Below are 14,791 nucleotides of genomic sequence, written 5' to 3'. Positions count from 1 at the left end.
ATGAACACAGATTCAAACAACCTCAAAAGCGCCAACTTTGTTTATAAGGATAAACATCGGGTAGATAACCATTATGTACTTGTTGCTGACAATCCTGCCAGAACGTCGCTAAAAACAAGTTACTGTGCTCATTATTAAAATAGTTAAACGCAATATCGTTGGCACTAAAAAACACCTTAAATTGGCTCGGAAATATATCGTTTTCAGCTATATCAAAATACGAGTTACTACTTAGCTCTTCGAGTGCATTTTGGGTTTGTGGAACGTCTCTAAAGTTGCAATCGGTTAGTGGGCAAATTTCGTCAAAGTCGTAAAACACCACTCGCCCCCATCGCGTTACGCCAAAGTTTTTCATTAGCATGTCGCCCGGAAATATATTAGCGCCCGCTAACTCTTTAATTGCTTTACCGTAGTCATGCATTACTCGTTCTAGGGTTTTGTTATCGCATTGGTTAATATATAAATTAAGCGGGGTCATTTTACGCTCAACATAAACGTGCTTTAAAATGAGTGCCTTGCCAGATATAACTATGCTGCTGCCAATTTGGCTTTTCATCTGCTCAAGCAGCTCGTCGCTAAAACGGCTTAAATCAAACGCTAAATATCTAAATTCGTGTGTGTCTACCAAACGCCCAACCCTATCGGCTTGTTTTACAAAGTTATACTTGTCTATCACTTGTGCTTTGGTGGCTGTTTTTGGCGCACTAAATTTGTCTTTAATTACTTTATAAACGTAATCTAGCCCTTCAATAGTAAATACCAGCATTACCATACCTGGCGTCCCTGGTGCTGTGACATACTTGAAGTTGGCTGGGCTATTTTTAGTCGTATCGACCTTATACCGATAAAACTCAGTTTTGGCGTGCTTTATAAAACCAATGGCGTTAAATAACTCAAAGCGTTGTTTGTGTGGCATTAACACACTTAAGTAATCTACATAACGAGCGGGCTTATCGGTATCAACCATAAAATAGGTGCGTGCAAAGCCAAATAATAAACTTAATTGATCGGCGCCCATCATTACAGCATCAAGCTTTAGTCCCTCATCGGTATTTAAAATAGCGATAGCAAAAGGCATATTGTCGCCATTTTTAGCAATGCAGCGCCCAATTAAATAACAGGCTTTGTTTCTAAAAAATAATGAGTTGGCGTATTCAATATAGCCATCGTTTAAATTTATAAGTTCGTACACCTGTTTGCATTGCTGCTTAGCGCCTTGCATTAACGTACTTTGTAATGTGGCTACATCAAGTTCTAAATGACTAAACGGCACTCTAAATACTTGATTAGTGATAAGCGTTTTAACGGCGTTATTAAACCCATTATGTAGCGATACCCTGCTCACTAAGCTTTCATAAGAGCGCGGCTCACTACGATACTTTGCTTTTAATACAAACAAATGCACAGTACGAATTTTTTTATCGTCCCAAATTGCGCCAAACGTTGAATTAAAAAAAGTATGCGCAATAGGTTTGTTTTCGTGATTTTGTACCATATCGCCGTAAATATTTTTAGCTAACTGCCACGTTTGCGGGCAAGTAAGCTCAGCATAAGCAATAACTCTCACGGCTTCACTCACGTTTTTCACTTCGCGCTCATACACTTGTAAACGTTCACGCATAGCACTTTGCACACTGTGGTACTGTCGTTGTTCAAAACGGCTTTGTGCACCCAGTGTAATATTTAAAAATTGCGAAAACATCGCCTCAAATCCAGCAAAAACAGATCGTGCAAGCTTACTGGCAATAACGTTTTGCAGCGTATTATTAGATTGATGTGTTAGCCTATTTTGCATAAATACAGCACTTATATTGATGCCAGTTATGGCGGTTATTTTTTATTAATTGTTTACACCTTAGCAAGCAGGCTTTAATTTAGATAATTAATAAACCATATAAATAGAATTTATTGGGCGTATTGACCTTTCGAGGTTAATTTTGCAGCCGTGTATTTGGTTTATAAGCAAGGCAAAGTACATGTAGTGTGGTGGCTCCCCATAAATGTACTTTAACGCTGCATAAAGGCCAAATACACACTGCCCATAGGGTTCTTTCTAGGGACGATTAACTCTTTGTTGCTCGATTTTTACTTAGCCCACTAGGTGGCAAACCTCGCGCCGCGATTAAATCGCCCCTAGATTGAACAAATTTCAACCCTGAAAGGCCAACACGCCCATATGAATATAAGAAATGTCGATCTTAACCTTCTCGTTTATTTAAATGTGTTAATAGATGAAAAAAGTGTGTCGAAAGCTGCAAATAAACTCGCGCTTACGCAACCGGCTATGAGTAACGCATTAAAACGTTTGCGCGATTTATTTGACGACCCGCTACTTGTGCGTGCCGCAGGCTCTATGACGCCAACGGCAAAGGCACTTGCGTTAAAGCCTGAAGTTGAGGCGCTCTTAAAAATGGCCGAAGCTATTACGCAGCCTAGTGAGCAATTTAACCCTGCAACCGCTGAAGTTACCTTTAGAATAATGGCAAATGACTACATAGAGTCGACCTTAATAGCCCCTTTTATAACTGCGCAGCTTAGTAAAAATCCCGGTATTAATTTTGATGTATTAAGTCCAAGCGACATAAACCTGCAAGACATGGAAAAAGGCACTATAGATTTAGCAATAAACCGCTTTAATGGCCTGCCACGCTCGTTTCATCAAGCCAGTGTTTGGCGCGATAATTACTGTTGTTTAACCCATCCTAAAAATACATTTTTACAACAATCAGGGTTAGACGACTACTTAAAAAAAGAGCATATTTGGGTAAATCGTGCCGGCTGGGGGCCTGAAGCCGCTGTTACTAATAAATCAGGAAAGCAAAAATTAGGCTGGGTAGATGAAGCGCTTTGGCAACTAGAACAAACCCGTAAAATACGAGTTTTCACTCGCCACTATATGGTTGCAAGCCTGCTTTGCCAATCAGAGCAACTTATTGCCACCCTACCGCGCAGGCAAGCTAAGTTATTAACCTCTCATACTGATTTGGTAATCAGCCCGGTGCCATTTCAAATAGTGCCTATTGAGGTAAAAATGATATGGAGCCCACTGCTACACCATGCGCCAGCGCACCAATGGTTAAGGCGTGAGTTATTAGCGTTTGCTAAAACGATTGCAGATAGATAAATTATTATTTTCATCACATCAAGCACCAGGTATTTTACTATCGCGCATACTGTCCAAGCTTTACTTTCATTAGAAGAATATAATGATAAACAAACTTAATAATAAGAATAACGATACTGCAAATATAATTTTTGCTGTCTTTCAAAAGTCCTATGCTATAGAGGCTAAACTGATCGGCGCGCATAACTTTCCTCCTTTAGCGCGTAATATTAGAGGTATAAAAAAATCAGAAACAACCTTTTATGGATACAGCGAAAATGAATGTTTAGCAGCCGTTATTGAAGTAGATACAAACAACGAGTGTTTAGATATTTGTAGTTTAACCGTTGATCCTAGTCATTTTAAAAAAGGTATCGCAAGTAAGCTAATAAGTTATGTTTTAGCGATGGATGATTTTTCTCATGCAATAGTGGAGACTGCGGTTGCTAATACTCCTGCAATAAATTTATATAAAAAGCATGGCTTCGTGGAATTTAAAAGATGGACCCCTTCACATGGTATTGAAAAGCTGGCTATGTCGGTCGTAATTTAAATCAGTATTTCAAAATAGGTAATTTACAAATGGATAGTGCATCAATAATTGCGTGGAGTGTTTTGTTTGGCGGCATTGGTATTGGCTACCTTACTTACGGGCGAAGAAAAAAAACCGTAGTGCCACTTTGCATTGGTTTATCGCTATTGGTATTTCCGTATTTTATGAGCAGTGTGAGCATGCTGTTGATTGTAGGCGCTATTTTAGTGGCTATTCCCTACTTTATTAAAATTTAATATTACTATTGTTACGGCTAAATAAAATACACGAGAAAATAAAAAAGCGCCGTGGTATTCAACTTTGGGAAAATACCATGGCGCTTTTGGAAATCGTCGATATAGGAGTCTACCTACAGTGTAAGATTAGCAAGCTTAGTACCAACTTCATAAAACAATTAAAATTCAATAAAAACAATTAACTAAGCATCCACCTTAACTCATCAACTAATCCCCTTGTTCCAGTTTTGTGCACGTTTTTACCGCTCTGCACCAAATTAATTAGTATAATTTAGGTATGTTTTCTATTTTTTATTTAGTTTTAAAACTTACTATTGATGAAATCAATGTCAGTTATTGAAAACAACAATTTCATTAATAATACACTTAGCGCTAGAGTGAAGTTAAGCCAACAAACTAAGAGTAATAATTATGACAACATCAAGCTTCACACAACAAGACGGGTTATTTATTGATGCTAACTTACATCAGTTTATTGAAGAGCAGTTATGCGCAAAAACTAACACCACTGAAACTTACCAAGCATTAGCTACTTTAGTTGATGAGTTTGGTTGTAAATGCCGTAAAACAAAGCACCAACCAAATGATGTATTAGAAGTGGATACATTGCTAAACGCATACCAACTTAAAAACCACCCACTTTGCCATGTTGATGCACAAACGACAGAAGCCGTTTTAGACGAATATTGCTGCCAGGTTCCTGCAATTATTGTTGTTGCGTTAATGGATACGCTTAGTGGTACGCAGTGCGATGAACCTCAAGCACATGAGATTTACCATCGTGCAGCGCAGTTAACCAACCGCCCTTGCATGCACAGAGTAAAAACTGCCTCAGCAGCTTAATAATGAATGTGTTTAAAAGTGCTCGATAACCTTCTTTGCAAAGCCAGTACAAGTTAAGGTTGTCGAGTTATGAATACTTGAGTTATCGCTCTGCTCTTGCGCTAAATCAAAGGTTACTTCACCGCTTTTAAATGTTTGCTCTAACGCATTTTCTATTAGTAATGCGGCCTCGTCCCATCCCATAAATTTAAGCATTAATACCGCACTTAAAATACTACTGCTGGGGTTTGCTTTATTTTGCCCTGCTATACGTTCAAACGTGCCGTGTGTAGGCTCAAAAAATGCGACATCGCTATTTAAATTTGCAGCAGGCATTATGCCAACACCGCCAACTTGTGCGCTCAGCATATCCGCTAAAAAGTCACCATTTTGATTAGTCGTCACCACTACATCAAATTGCTCTGGGTGCATTAAACATTGCTGCAGCATGTTGTCGGCTATAACTTCTTTAATAATTAGAGGTGCTTGATTTACTCGCTCTATTTGCAGCCAACGCCCATTTTCATGTGCAGTGGCATTAAATTCGCTTTGTGCAAGTGCATACCCCCAACGCTTAAATGCCCCATCGGTAAATTTAAGTACATTGCCTTTATGCACTAGCGTTAATGATTCACTATCGTTTTTAAGTGCATAGTTAATGGCAAAGCGCATTAGTCGCTCAGAGCCTTCTTTAGATATATTTTTAATACCAATACCGCATTCTTGTGAAAACCTTAAGCGGGTTACGCCCATTTCCTCACATAAAAAATCGAGCATTTTTTCGCTTTCTACACTCCCTGCTTGCCACTCAATACCTGAGTACACGTCTTCGCTGCTATCACGAAGCACTGTTATGTTTGTTAAAAAAGGATTTTTTAAAGGAGAAGGAAGTGCGCTAAAGCCTTTTATAGTTCGCATATTTACAAACAAATCCATTTCTTGCCTGAGTGCAACATTAAGCGATCTAAAGCCACCACCCAGTGGTGTGGTTAACGGCCCTTTTATGGCAATTTTGCAGGCACGTACCGCGTTAATTGTTTCTTGTGGAAACCAGTCACCGTCATACAGCTTTGCTGCCTGCTCGCCATTATAAACTTGCATCCAATGAATTTTCCGTGCACTTTTATAACAATGCTCAATTGCACTATCAACAACGTGGCGCATCACCGGCATAACATCCAGCCCCACGCCATCGCCATCAATAAAAGCAATGATAGGTTCTAACGGTATTTGCCAATGTCCTTGTGCATCAATAGTGATATTTTGGCCGTGCTCAGGAACTTGAATATGCTGATACGTCATGGCTAAAACCTAACTTAAAATAACGATTAATTGATTAAACCATGCTTAGCTAGAGGTGTCTGTATTTGTACTTTTATAGTTACTATCATTTTAAAAAATAAAGAATTAGGCGTGATTATTTATCCATTTAGTTGGTCTTGTATATTAAGCCTGGCGTACCAGTTATTAAATTACAGTGGAGCATTTTAATGAAATACTTTTTTGTACTGCTACTATCAATCAGCTCTTTTAACGTATTAGCCGCTGAAGTAGTCATACATAACCTTAGCTCGCTCTCAAGTAATGCTCAAAATACGGTGTCTACATGGGTTAATCAAAGTGTTGAAAAAACACAAAATACACTGGGGCCTTTAAAGCAAACCACTTTGCCTATTTATTTAAAACCGCAATACTTTGCTTTTGAGCCTGTACCTTGGGCTACAGTTAAGCGCAATAACCCCGATGGGATTGAACTACATATAGATCGCTACGCCAGTTTAAATGCATTCACTAAAGATTGGACGCTATACCATGAACTTTCGCATTTATATTTGCCGCTACTTCCCTACTCCGGTTTTTGGCTAAGCGAGGGTTTTGCCAGTTATATGCAAAACGTAATAATGCGTGACAGCGGTATAATCACCCAGCCGCAGTTTGTACAACGTTTAAATGCTGGATTTGATCGTGCCCGCCTGCAAACTAAAACTAAAACACAGCCACTCAATAAGCTCTCTGCCGATATGTGGAAACAACGCGCCCAACAACGTGTTTATTGGACGGGTGCGGCTTTTTTTGCACAGGCCGACATTGAGCTACAAAAACAAGGTTTATCTGTCGCGCGTATATTAAAACAGTATCAAACATGCTGTAGACCCGCTCGCTCCAGTGCTAAAACCTTTATAAAAGAGTTAGATAAGTTATCCGGCAGTAGCGTTTTTACAACGCTGTATGCAAAATATAATACCCGCACTGATTTTCCTGATATTAATAAAAAGCAGCTAAACACGCTTTAACGGCTGCTCTGTTTTATATAGCTACTATATTCAACCAGCCCTTGCGCATTAAAATTGGTTGAGTACTCGTTCATAAAACCATGCAAAAAATTGGTTTTATAGCACTTAACACCCGCTTTGGTGCTTAAAGCTTTAATAACTTCATCGACATTAAAGTGACTCTCACTTTCTGGGAATATGAATTCACAGGGTACATTTGCATCTAACGCTAAATAATTACGAATTTGCGACGGATAAAAGCCAATTAACTTTTTAAGGTGTGTATTGCCTGTTAATAACTGTGCCCGCCATGCTGCACTTGCCCCTGCGCTAAACGCAATACATGTGGTCGGCACTTTTAAACTCTCAAAGCATTCTAGAAGTTTGTCCGTGTATTTGTCATGGCCACACTGCTGTATAAAATTATTATAACTATCTTGTTCACTTTCAATAGCTTGAATCTTGTTATTGTATGGGTCAACAATCACTAAATTTGAACTAATTGCCTGTGATAACTTACTTAAAGCAGGGGTTAAACCATAAATATCACTTACTATTAGGTAATTCATACTTATCCTTTGGTAACTAAAAATGGGCTTTGTAAGCAGTTGATAAGATTTATTATAAATATTTTTATAATAAATAGCTTGCACACAATTTATATATAAGTTACCTTCCCTCTCTGGTTTAAAGAAACCGCCGCGGTTAACCATTTACCCTGATCCAGTAAGCCCCGCAAAACGTATATTTGAAAGCTAAGTTATTGTACGGCGAGAACCCCTTGAATAATACCGAGATGATTTTTTACTATCATCGCAAAAGTGTCATAAAGATCGTCAACACTGTAATGAAGCTAAACACAACATCGTTAATTTATTGACTGCAATTTGCTATACAAATATAGCGCAGAATAAATAACAAGAATAAAGTGAGTTTTATTATGTCTTATAAATATAACGGGTCTATGATCCAAATAGCACATCCAGTGCAATCAATTTCAGTAAACAAACATCGTGTAATCTTCAGTGATACACAAGGTTTAAAAAATGCATTATTTCAAAAAGCGAGTGATGCACGCCAGTTTGTTAAGTGGCTAAAAGCTAACTAAGCAACATATAACTTTAATTGCAATTCTATTATTGCAATTATTGATAAGATATTATGCCAGCCTTGTTGCTGGCATTTTACTTTTTAGCCCTTTATTGGTTACAATAGTTTTACAATAATAATTACTGGTAGCTGTTGTAATGCTCCGTATATTTTTAACTTTCTTACTTTTTTTCTGTCTGAGCTCAATAAGCAATGCTAGAACCATAAACTGGCTAGCGCACGATTTTGCACCCTATTATATTTTAAATGGTCAATATCAACACCAAGGCCGTGACGAAAGCATAATTTCTTTACTTGAAAAACAACTTCCTAATATTACCTTTCACCGCATGCTTATCCCCTCAGGTAAAGTAATTCAAGAGCTGTCTAATACTTCAAATAATGTTTGTGCGTTATCGCTTTATAAAAATGATTACAGAAAAGAGCATATTTATTTCACAGACGAAAGCTCAACAACAGGCCTCTCGCCTTCAATAGCAATGCATAAAAAGCTGGCCAAAGCGCTAAATATAGCGGAATCAAAAGAAGTATCACTACTCAATTTAATACAAGATAAAAAACTAACTCTTGGAGTTTCTATGAGCCGCTCTTACGGCCAAGAGATAGATACTTTAATAAACAGTACACCCAACATTGATTTAGTAATTAGACCCACACGCGATAGCCTAGCGAGCCTTACATATATGCTTAACCTAAAACGAATTGATATTTTGCTGGGTTACCCAAGCGAGCATTACTATTTAGCTAAATCAATGCACTTTGAAGAAAACTTAACGCAGCGTCCATTAACCGAATCTCCAGCGCTCAGTTATGGCTTTATTGGTTGTACTAAAAACGAGCAAGGCGCAAAAGACATCGCTATTCTTAATGAGCAGCTTAAAGTTATTAAAAAAACGCAGGCTTATAACGATTTACTTATGCGCTGGTTGCCTGAGGATTTAAGGCCTCTATTAAAATCGCGCATTAATAGCGCAAAATAAGCAAATTCAAAGTCGCTTAATTTGAGTTTCTGTTAAGCAAAAAAAACGCCACAGTAAGTGGCGTTTTTATATTCAATAACTGTATTACTTACGAACGCCTTCTATTGATAAAATAATATCAACATGAGTAGATGCAGGCCCTAAGTTGTAATCAATACCGTAGTCGGTAAGTTTAAGGCTGGTTTCGCCTTCAAAACCTACGCGGTATCCACCCCACGGATCTTTCCCTTCGCCCACTTTATCTATTTCAAAGGTAATAGTTTTAGTTACGCCATGCAGCGTAAATTCGCCGGTTACGTCAGCCTCTTCACCATCTTCATCAAATTTAATGCTGGTGCTTTTAAATGTCGCTTTTGGGTATTTATCCACATTTAAAAAATCTTTACCATGTAGGTGCTTATCGCGCTCTGCATGGTTAGAATCAAGGCTAGTGGTATCAATATTTACCATAATTTTTGATGCATCAGGATTTTTAGCATCGTAACTAAATGTGCCGTCAAAAGTATTAAAACGACCATATAACCAGCTGTAACCTAAGTGTTTAATTTTAAAGTTAACAGATGCGTGCCCGCCTTTTGTATCAATTACATAATCAGCTGCATTAACGGCTGTTGCCGATAACATCATTGCAGCCGAAACGGCTGTGCTTACTAATAATTTTTTCATTTTAATCATCCTTTAATGGTTTGATCATTCTGATTAAGGTTTTATCTTTATCGATAAAGTGATGTTTTAACGCCCCTAGTGCATGCAATACTGCAAACCCGATTAATGTGCACGCGCCATAATAATGTACTTTTCCTGCAATATCGGCTTGGTCATCAAATGCAAAATCAAGCGCTGATACGTTAAATAAGGTAAACACTTCTATTGGACGTCCGTCTGCGGTTGATATTAAATACCCTGCAACAACTATAACGGCCAAAATAATATACATAGCAATATGCGCAGTATGTGCTAATTGGTTCATGCCTTTACTTTCACCTAATGGTTTAGGTTGTGTAGATAAAGCACGCCATAAAATTCTAAATAAAAATACGGCCACAAGCGTAATACCAATACTTTTATGTAAATCGAGCGAGCCTTTATACCAGCTATCGTAATAAGTAAGCTCAACCATATATAAACCTAAACCAAACAGGCCAAAAATAGTCAACGCCATGAGCCAATGTAAAATAATGGCGACAAGTCCGTAAGATGAAGGTGTATTTTTAAACATGTGTAAAGTCCTATTATGCTATGACGTTACAATATAGTGCATAGCCGTAAATGAAAATAGCATTTACAAACACTTTACGTGCGTATACGCACAGAACTTTGATAATTAAAGTCAGTTTTTAGAAGTTGAGGATTAAACAGATAAGTTTATAAGGTTGATTGCTCGCTCAAGCTGACATAAATTAAGCTCTCTGGGCTTACTTGCAAACAGGTAACAAGTCCTTCTTTAATGAGCTCTAGCATGGCTATAAAACTAACCACAACACCACTACGCCCTTCATCAGGCGTAAAAAGCGCATTAAATACCACTGCTGAATTTGCTTTCGATAGCTGTTGTAATATTTGGCTCATTCTCTCTCGGGTTGAGAGTACTTCAGCAGTAATTTGATGATGTTCAAACGTTTTTGCTCGCGCCATAACATCACTCAACGCCAGCATTAAGTCTTTAAGTTCAATATCAGGGAGGTTATGACTTGTGTCTTCATTTATTGGCATAGCGGCATGCGCTATAAAAATATCACGCCCAACACGGGGGATATCATCGAGGTTTTCGGCGGCTTTTTTAAATAACTCATATTCTTGCAGGCGTTTAATAAGCTCAGCGCGAGGGTCTTCTTCCTCTTCAAGTTCTTCGTGAACAGGGAGTAATAAGCGCGACTTAATTTGTGCAAGTAACGCAGCCATTACTAAATATTCACCGGCAAGTTCGAGTTGAAACTCGGTCATCATTTCAACATAACTTACATACTGCTCTGTAATACTAAAAATAGAAAGATCGAGCACATCAAGCTTATGCTTTTTAATTAAATAAAGCAGTAAATCGAGCGGGCCTTCAAAGGTTTCTAATATTATTTCGAGCGCATCGGGCGGGATATATAAGTCTTCTGGTTTATCTACAACCGCTTTACCATGCAAAAAAGCCAGTGGCAGCTTCTGCTGCACTGGCTTTTCACTACTTTTTGTATCAGCAGTACTTTCGCTCACTTGTTATTACTCAAACGGGCTTGTATCACCACAGCCAACACGCAATATTTTAACTTCATCTTCCGACAAGTCGATTACTGTGGTTGCTTGCTCGGCTAAATGGCCACCGTGAATAATTAAATCAACGTGTTTATCTAATCGCTCTAATATTTCATCCGGATCAGATTCAGTAAACTGCTGCCCGGGTAAAATTAAAGAACACGACATTAATGGCTCGCCAAGTTCGGCAAGTAACGCACAAGCAATTGGGTGTTCAATTACACGCATGCCAATGGTTTTTTTCTTGTCGTTTAATAAACGCTTAGGGACTTCTTTTGTGCCTTTAAAAATAAAGGTATAAGGCCCTGGCGTATTATTTTTAATTAATCTAAATAGCTGGTTATCTACACGTGCATAAGTAGATAGCTCCGATAAATCACGGCAAACTAGCGTAAAATTATCGTTTTTTTCAATACCACGAATACGCTCTATGCGCTCTTTGGCTTGCTTATTACCAATGTTACAGCCAATGGCATAGCCCGAATCTGTTGGGTAAACAACAACACCGCCTTGTTTAATAATATCAACGGCTTGACTAATCAGTCTTGGTTGCGGGTTATCAGGATGAATATGGAATAATTGACTCATGTTAATGCCCCTTCTTGTCCTTCCCAAACTTGCCAAACACCTTGGCAGTCTTTCGGTAAGTATAAATTTTTGCCAAGCTCTAAATAGCTTGTCGGAAAATGAAAATCAGACCCTTGCGAGCAAAGTAGTTCGTACTCACGGCTGAGTTCACCTAAAAATTGACGTTCGCTTGGCGCCTGTTGAGGTTGTGCAACTTCCATTGCGTCTCCTCCTACACTTTTAAATTCTACTAATAATTTGCGTAGCCACTTGTTTGACATTTGATAGCTACTTGGGTGAGCAAGTACAGCAACACCACCAGCGGCATGTATTGCCTCTACAGCGGTTTGCATGGTGCACCAGCAACTAGGTACGTAGCCTGTTTTGCCGCGCCCTAAGTACTTTTTAAAAACACCCGGGAAATTTTTAGCTACACCGCGCTCAATAAGGGCACGTGCAAAATGTGCGCGCGTAATTTGCGCGTCTTTTGCCAGCTCTTTAGCTTGCTCGTAAATGCCATCAAAACCATTTTTTGCAAGGCGTGCGCCAATTTCTAGTGCACGCTCTTCTCGCTTTTGCTGCTGAGCCGATAATAAAGAGGTAAGGTCAATATTATTAATATCAATATTTAAACCTACAATATGAATTTCGAAGCTTTCCCATTTGGTAGACACTTCGGTACCCGTTATTAATGAAAGCGGTAAGTTTTCTGCTTCAATAAATTGCTGAGCAGGCTTAATAGCCGCCACAGTGTCATGATCGGTAATAGCAAACACATCAATATTTTTATCAACAGCGCGATGCAATAATTCTTCAACCGTCAAACGCCCGTCTGAATGTGTAGTATGGCTATGTAAATCGTATTTTATCAAAAGAAAACTGCTTAAAATTAAGGGTTACTGGTGTTTATGTAAGTATAACAACTTTTTTGACTAAATTGTTTTAAATAAACACTTGACACAAAAGCATAAGATACGTTTTACTGTAGCCACTTTCAGACACATTAAGAATTAACAAAAATGATCAATTCAAACTTAAACACTATTTGGTGGTGGCACTCGTAATTTTCGGGTGATGAATTGTCGTGTCTAGCAAAAATTCAAAACCCGCAACTATGCGGGTTTTTTTATAACTAAATTTTACGAAACGTATACGTTAAAAATATTTAATAAATTTTGAGGCAGAAAAACATGAATAACGGTCTTACTCTTACACATCGTTGGTGGTGGCGCCTGATATAGCGGGACGGTAATGATCTGTTTGTAATTTAGATATCGTTATTCAAACCCCGCATTGCAAAAGCACTGCGGGGTTTAATTTTTTGAGGGAATGAGGTTTGATTTTTAGTCATATAACTACCACACCAGGCGAAGTAACAAGCATTACGCAAGTACGCGACTATATTAGTAGCCCTCTTGCATTATACGCGGCACTTGATAAGCCTAACTCACTACTGCTTGAATCGGCTGAGATTGATTCTAAAGACAGTGTAAAAAGCTTAATTTTAGTTGATAGCGCCCTGCGCATTGTATGTAAGGGTAAAACGGTAACTGTTAGCGCACAATCTAATAACGGCAAGCAATTATTAAGCTACTTACAAGCAAATGTTAAGAGCTGTGATTCACAATTAAACGACACAACGCTTACACTTAACTACCAAGACACCAGCAGCGATATAGACGAAGCAAGTAAGCTTGTTGCCGATAACGCTTTCAGCGCTCTTCGTACCTGTATTAACAGTATTCAAAGCACTACCGAAAATCCGTTTTCGGTATTTTTAGGCGGTGTGTTTGCCTACGACATGGTGGCAAACTTTGAGCAATTAAGTGATGTACCTGATGGCGAAAACACCTGCCCAGATTACGTATTTTATTTAGCTGAAACGTTAGTTGTTATTGATCATCAAAAGCAAACAACCGAACTCATTGGTAATGTATTTAACGGCCCAGACGTACACGCTAACTGTTTTGAAGTAGGTAAAGAGCTTGAGCGGTTAAATACGCTGTGCGATAACGCAGCAGAATTTAGTGCGGATATGCAAAGTGGCGAATGTGAAGTAAGCGTTGATATAAGCGACGAAACGTATTGCGAGCAAGTTGTTAAGCTTAAAAAGAACATTGTAGATGGTGATATTTTTCAGGTAGTGCCGTCGCGTACATTTTCACTACCTTGCCCTGATTCTTTACATGCGTATAGTCAGCTTAAAAAGCAAAACCCAAGCCCTTACATGTTTTATATGCGCGATGAAGACTTTGCATTATTTGGCGCGTCTCCTGAGTCGGCCCTTAAGTACGACGTAAGTAATAAGCAAGTAGAAGTATACCCAATTGCGGGGACTCGCCCGCGTGGTAAATTTGCTAATGGGCAAATAAACCCAGACCTAGATAGCCGTATTGAGCTTGAACTAAGAAACGATCAAAAAGAGCGCGCCGAGCATTTAATGCTGGTTGATTTAGCCCGTAACGACGTAGCACGTATTAGTGTTGCAGGTACTCGTTTTGCTAAAGAGCTATTAAAAGTAGACCGCTATTCACAAGTAATGCATTTGGTGTCACGCGTTGTTGGTACACTAAAACCCGAGCTTGATGCACTGCACGCTTACCAAGCATGTATGAACATGGGCACGCTTGTTGGTGCACCAAAGGTTCGTGCTGCTGAGCTTGTTCGTCAAACAGAAGGTAAGCGCCGTGGCAGTTATGGCGGCGCAGTAGGTTACTTAACTGGTGATGGCGCAATGGATAGTTGTATTGTTATTCGCTCAGCTTTTGTTAAAAATAACAAAGCGTATGTGCAAGCCGGTGCCGGTGTGGTGTTTGACTCAGATCCTATTTCAGAAGCAAACGAAACTCGCGCTAAAGCACAAGCGGTTATCACCGCCATAAAATCTACGTATAAGGCGGTATAAA

16 protein-coding genes are annotated in these 14,791 nt (G+C 38.9%); 8 read left to right on the top strand and 8 right to left on the bottom strand.

What is annotated here, in order from left to right; translation table 11 throughout:
• Positions 1-22: 22 nt before the first annotated feature.
• Complete coding sequence (gene aceK, locus H5157_RS04765; RefSeq protein ID WP_182724274.1) at positions 23-1,795, bottom strand: bifunctional isocitrate dehydrogenase kinase/phosphatase; 1,773 nt, start codon at positions 1,793-1,795, stop codon at positions 23-25.
• A 381-nt stretch (positions 1,796-2,176) separates the two neighbouring features.
• On the opposite strand from aceK, the gene H5157_RS04760 reads away from it, so the two are divergent.
• From H5157_RS04760 to H5157_RS04745, 4 genes are all read left to right on the top strand, one after another.
• A complete protein-coding gene (locus H5157_RS04760; protein WP_182711345.1) occupies positions 2,177-3,124 on the top strand; it encodes a LysR family transcriptional regulator in 948 nt (315 codons plus the stop codon).
• An 82-nt stretch (positions 3,125-3,206) separates the two neighbouring features.
• Complete coding sequence (locus H5157_RS04755) at positions 3,207-3,656, top strand: N-acetyltransferase (RefSeq protein WP_182720381.1); 450 nt, start codon at positions 3,207-3,209, stop codon at positions 3,654-3,656.
• Positions 3,657-3,685: 29 nt separating this feature from the next.
• The gene (locus H5157_RS04750) at positions 3,686-3,892 is read left to right on the top strand and encodes a hypothetical protein (RefSeq protein ID WP_096792941.1); all 207 of its coding nucleotides are present in this window, start codon (positions 3,686-3,688) and stop codon (positions 3,890-3,892) included.
• 411 nt (positions 3,893-4,303) lie between these two features.
• Positions 4,304-4,735, top strand: coding sequence for a hypothetical protein (locus tag H5157_RS04745; RefSeq protein ID WP_002961558.1), 432 nt, complete (start codon positions 4,304-4,306; stop codon positions 4,733-4,735).
• 12 nt (positions 4,736-4,747) lie between these two features.
• Here the strand turns inward: H5157_RS04745 and icd are convergent, their stop codons facing one another.
• Positions 4,748-6,016, bottom strand: a complete 1,269-nt coding sequence (gene icd, locus H5157_RS04740; protein WP_182724273.1) for an NADP-dependent isocitrate dehydrogenase — start codon at positions 6,014-6,016, stop codon at positions 4,748-4,750.
• A gap of 188 nt (positions 6,017-6,204) precedes the next feature.
• Between icd and H5157_RS04735 the strand changes: the two genes are divergently transcribed.
• On the top strand, positions 6,205-7,008 hold the full coding sequence (locus tag H5157_RS04735; RefSeq protein WP_182724272.1) for a hypothetical protein: 804 nt from the start codon (positions 6,205-6,207) through the stop codon (positions 7,006-7,008).
• Here the strand turns inward: H5157_RS04735 and H5157_RS04730 are convergent.
• Entirely contained in the window at positions 7,005-7,556 is a 552-nt protein-coding gene (locus H5157_RS04730; protein ID WP_182695149.1) for a hypothetical protein, read from the bottom strand. The genes H5157_RS04735 and H5157_RS04730 overlap by 4 nt on opposite strands.
• Positions 7,557-7,927: 371 nt before the next feature.
• Between H5157_RS04730 and H5157_RS04725 the strand changes: the two genes are divergently transcribed.
• Together H5157_RS04725 and H5157_RS04720 are read left to right on the top strand one after the other, a co-directional pair.
• Positions 7,928-8,095: a hypothetical protein gene (locus H5157_RS04725; protein ID WP_002961566.1), complete on the top strand. Its 168-nt coding sequence runs from the start codon at positions 7,928-7,930 to the stop codon at positions 8,093-8,095.
• Between the two features lie 139 nt (positions 8,096-8,234).
• Positions 8,235-9,077 carry a transporter substrate-binding domain-containing protein gene (locus H5157_RS04720; RefSeq protein ID WP_182724271.1) on the top strand — a complete coding sequence of 281 codons (843 nt, stop codon included), beginning with the start codon at positions 8,235-8,237 and terminating at the stop codon, positions 9,075-9,077.
• An 84-nt stretch (positions 9,078-9,161) separates the two neighbouring features.
• Here H5157_RS04720 and H5157_RS04715 read toward each other — a convergent pair whose 3' ends face one another.
• The 5 genes from H5157_RS04715 to H5157_RS04695 form a co-directional block, all read right to left on the bottom strand.
• Complete coding sequence (locus H5157_RS04715; RefSeq protein ID WP_182724270.1) at positions 9,162-9,743, bottom strand: YceI family protein; 582 nt, start codon at positions 9,741-9,743, stop codon at positions 9,162-9,164.
• A 1-nt stretch (position 9,744) separates the two neighbouring features.
• Positions 9,745-10,296, bottom strand: coding sequence for a cytochrome b (locus H5157_RS04710; RefSeq protein WP_002961572.1), 552 nt, complete (start codon positions 10,294-10,296; stop codon positions 9,745-9,747).
• A 146-nt stretch (positions 10,297-10,442) separates the two neighbouring features.
• Positions 10,443-11,279, bottom strand: a complete 837-nt coding sequence (locus H5157_RS04705) for a ScpA family protein (RefSeq protein WP_039489969.1) — start codon at positions 11,277-11,279, stop codon at positions 10,443-10,445.
• A 6-nt stretch (positions 11,280-11,285) separates the two neighbouring features.
• Complete coding sequence (locus H5157_RS04700; RefSeq protein WP_002961576.1) at positions 11,286-11,906, bottom strand: L-threonylcarbamoyladenylate synthase; 621 nt, start codon at positions 11,904-11,906, stop codon at positions 11,286-11,288.
• Positions 11,903-12,757, bottom strand: coding sequence for an RNase RNM (locus tag H5157_RS04695; protein ID WP_002961577.1), 855 nt, complete (start codon positions 12,755-12,757; stop codon positions 11,903-11,905). The genes H5157_RS04700 and H5157_RS04695 overlap by 4 nt, the downstream gene beginning before the upstream one ends.
• 464 nt (positions 12,758-13,221) lie before the next feature.
• Here H5157_RS04695 and H5157_RS04690 point away from each other — a divergent pair, with 464 nt between their 5' ends.
• On the top strand, positions 13,222-14,790 hold the full coding sequence (locus H5157_RS04690; protein WP_182715311.1) for an anthranilate synthase component 1: 1,569 nt from the start codon (positions 13,222-13,224) through the stop codon (positions 14,788-14,790).
• The last annotated feature ends 1 nt before the right edge of the window (position 14,791 follow it).

It is taken from the genome of Pseudoalteromonas sp. SG43-3, assembly GCF_014164385.1.
Classification (GTDB): Bacteria; Pseudomonadota; Gammaproteobacteria; order Enterobacterales; family Alteromonadaceae; genus Pseudoalteromonas; species Pseudoalteromonas distincta.
This window is presented reverse-complemented; position numbering and strand designations above follow the sequence as displayed.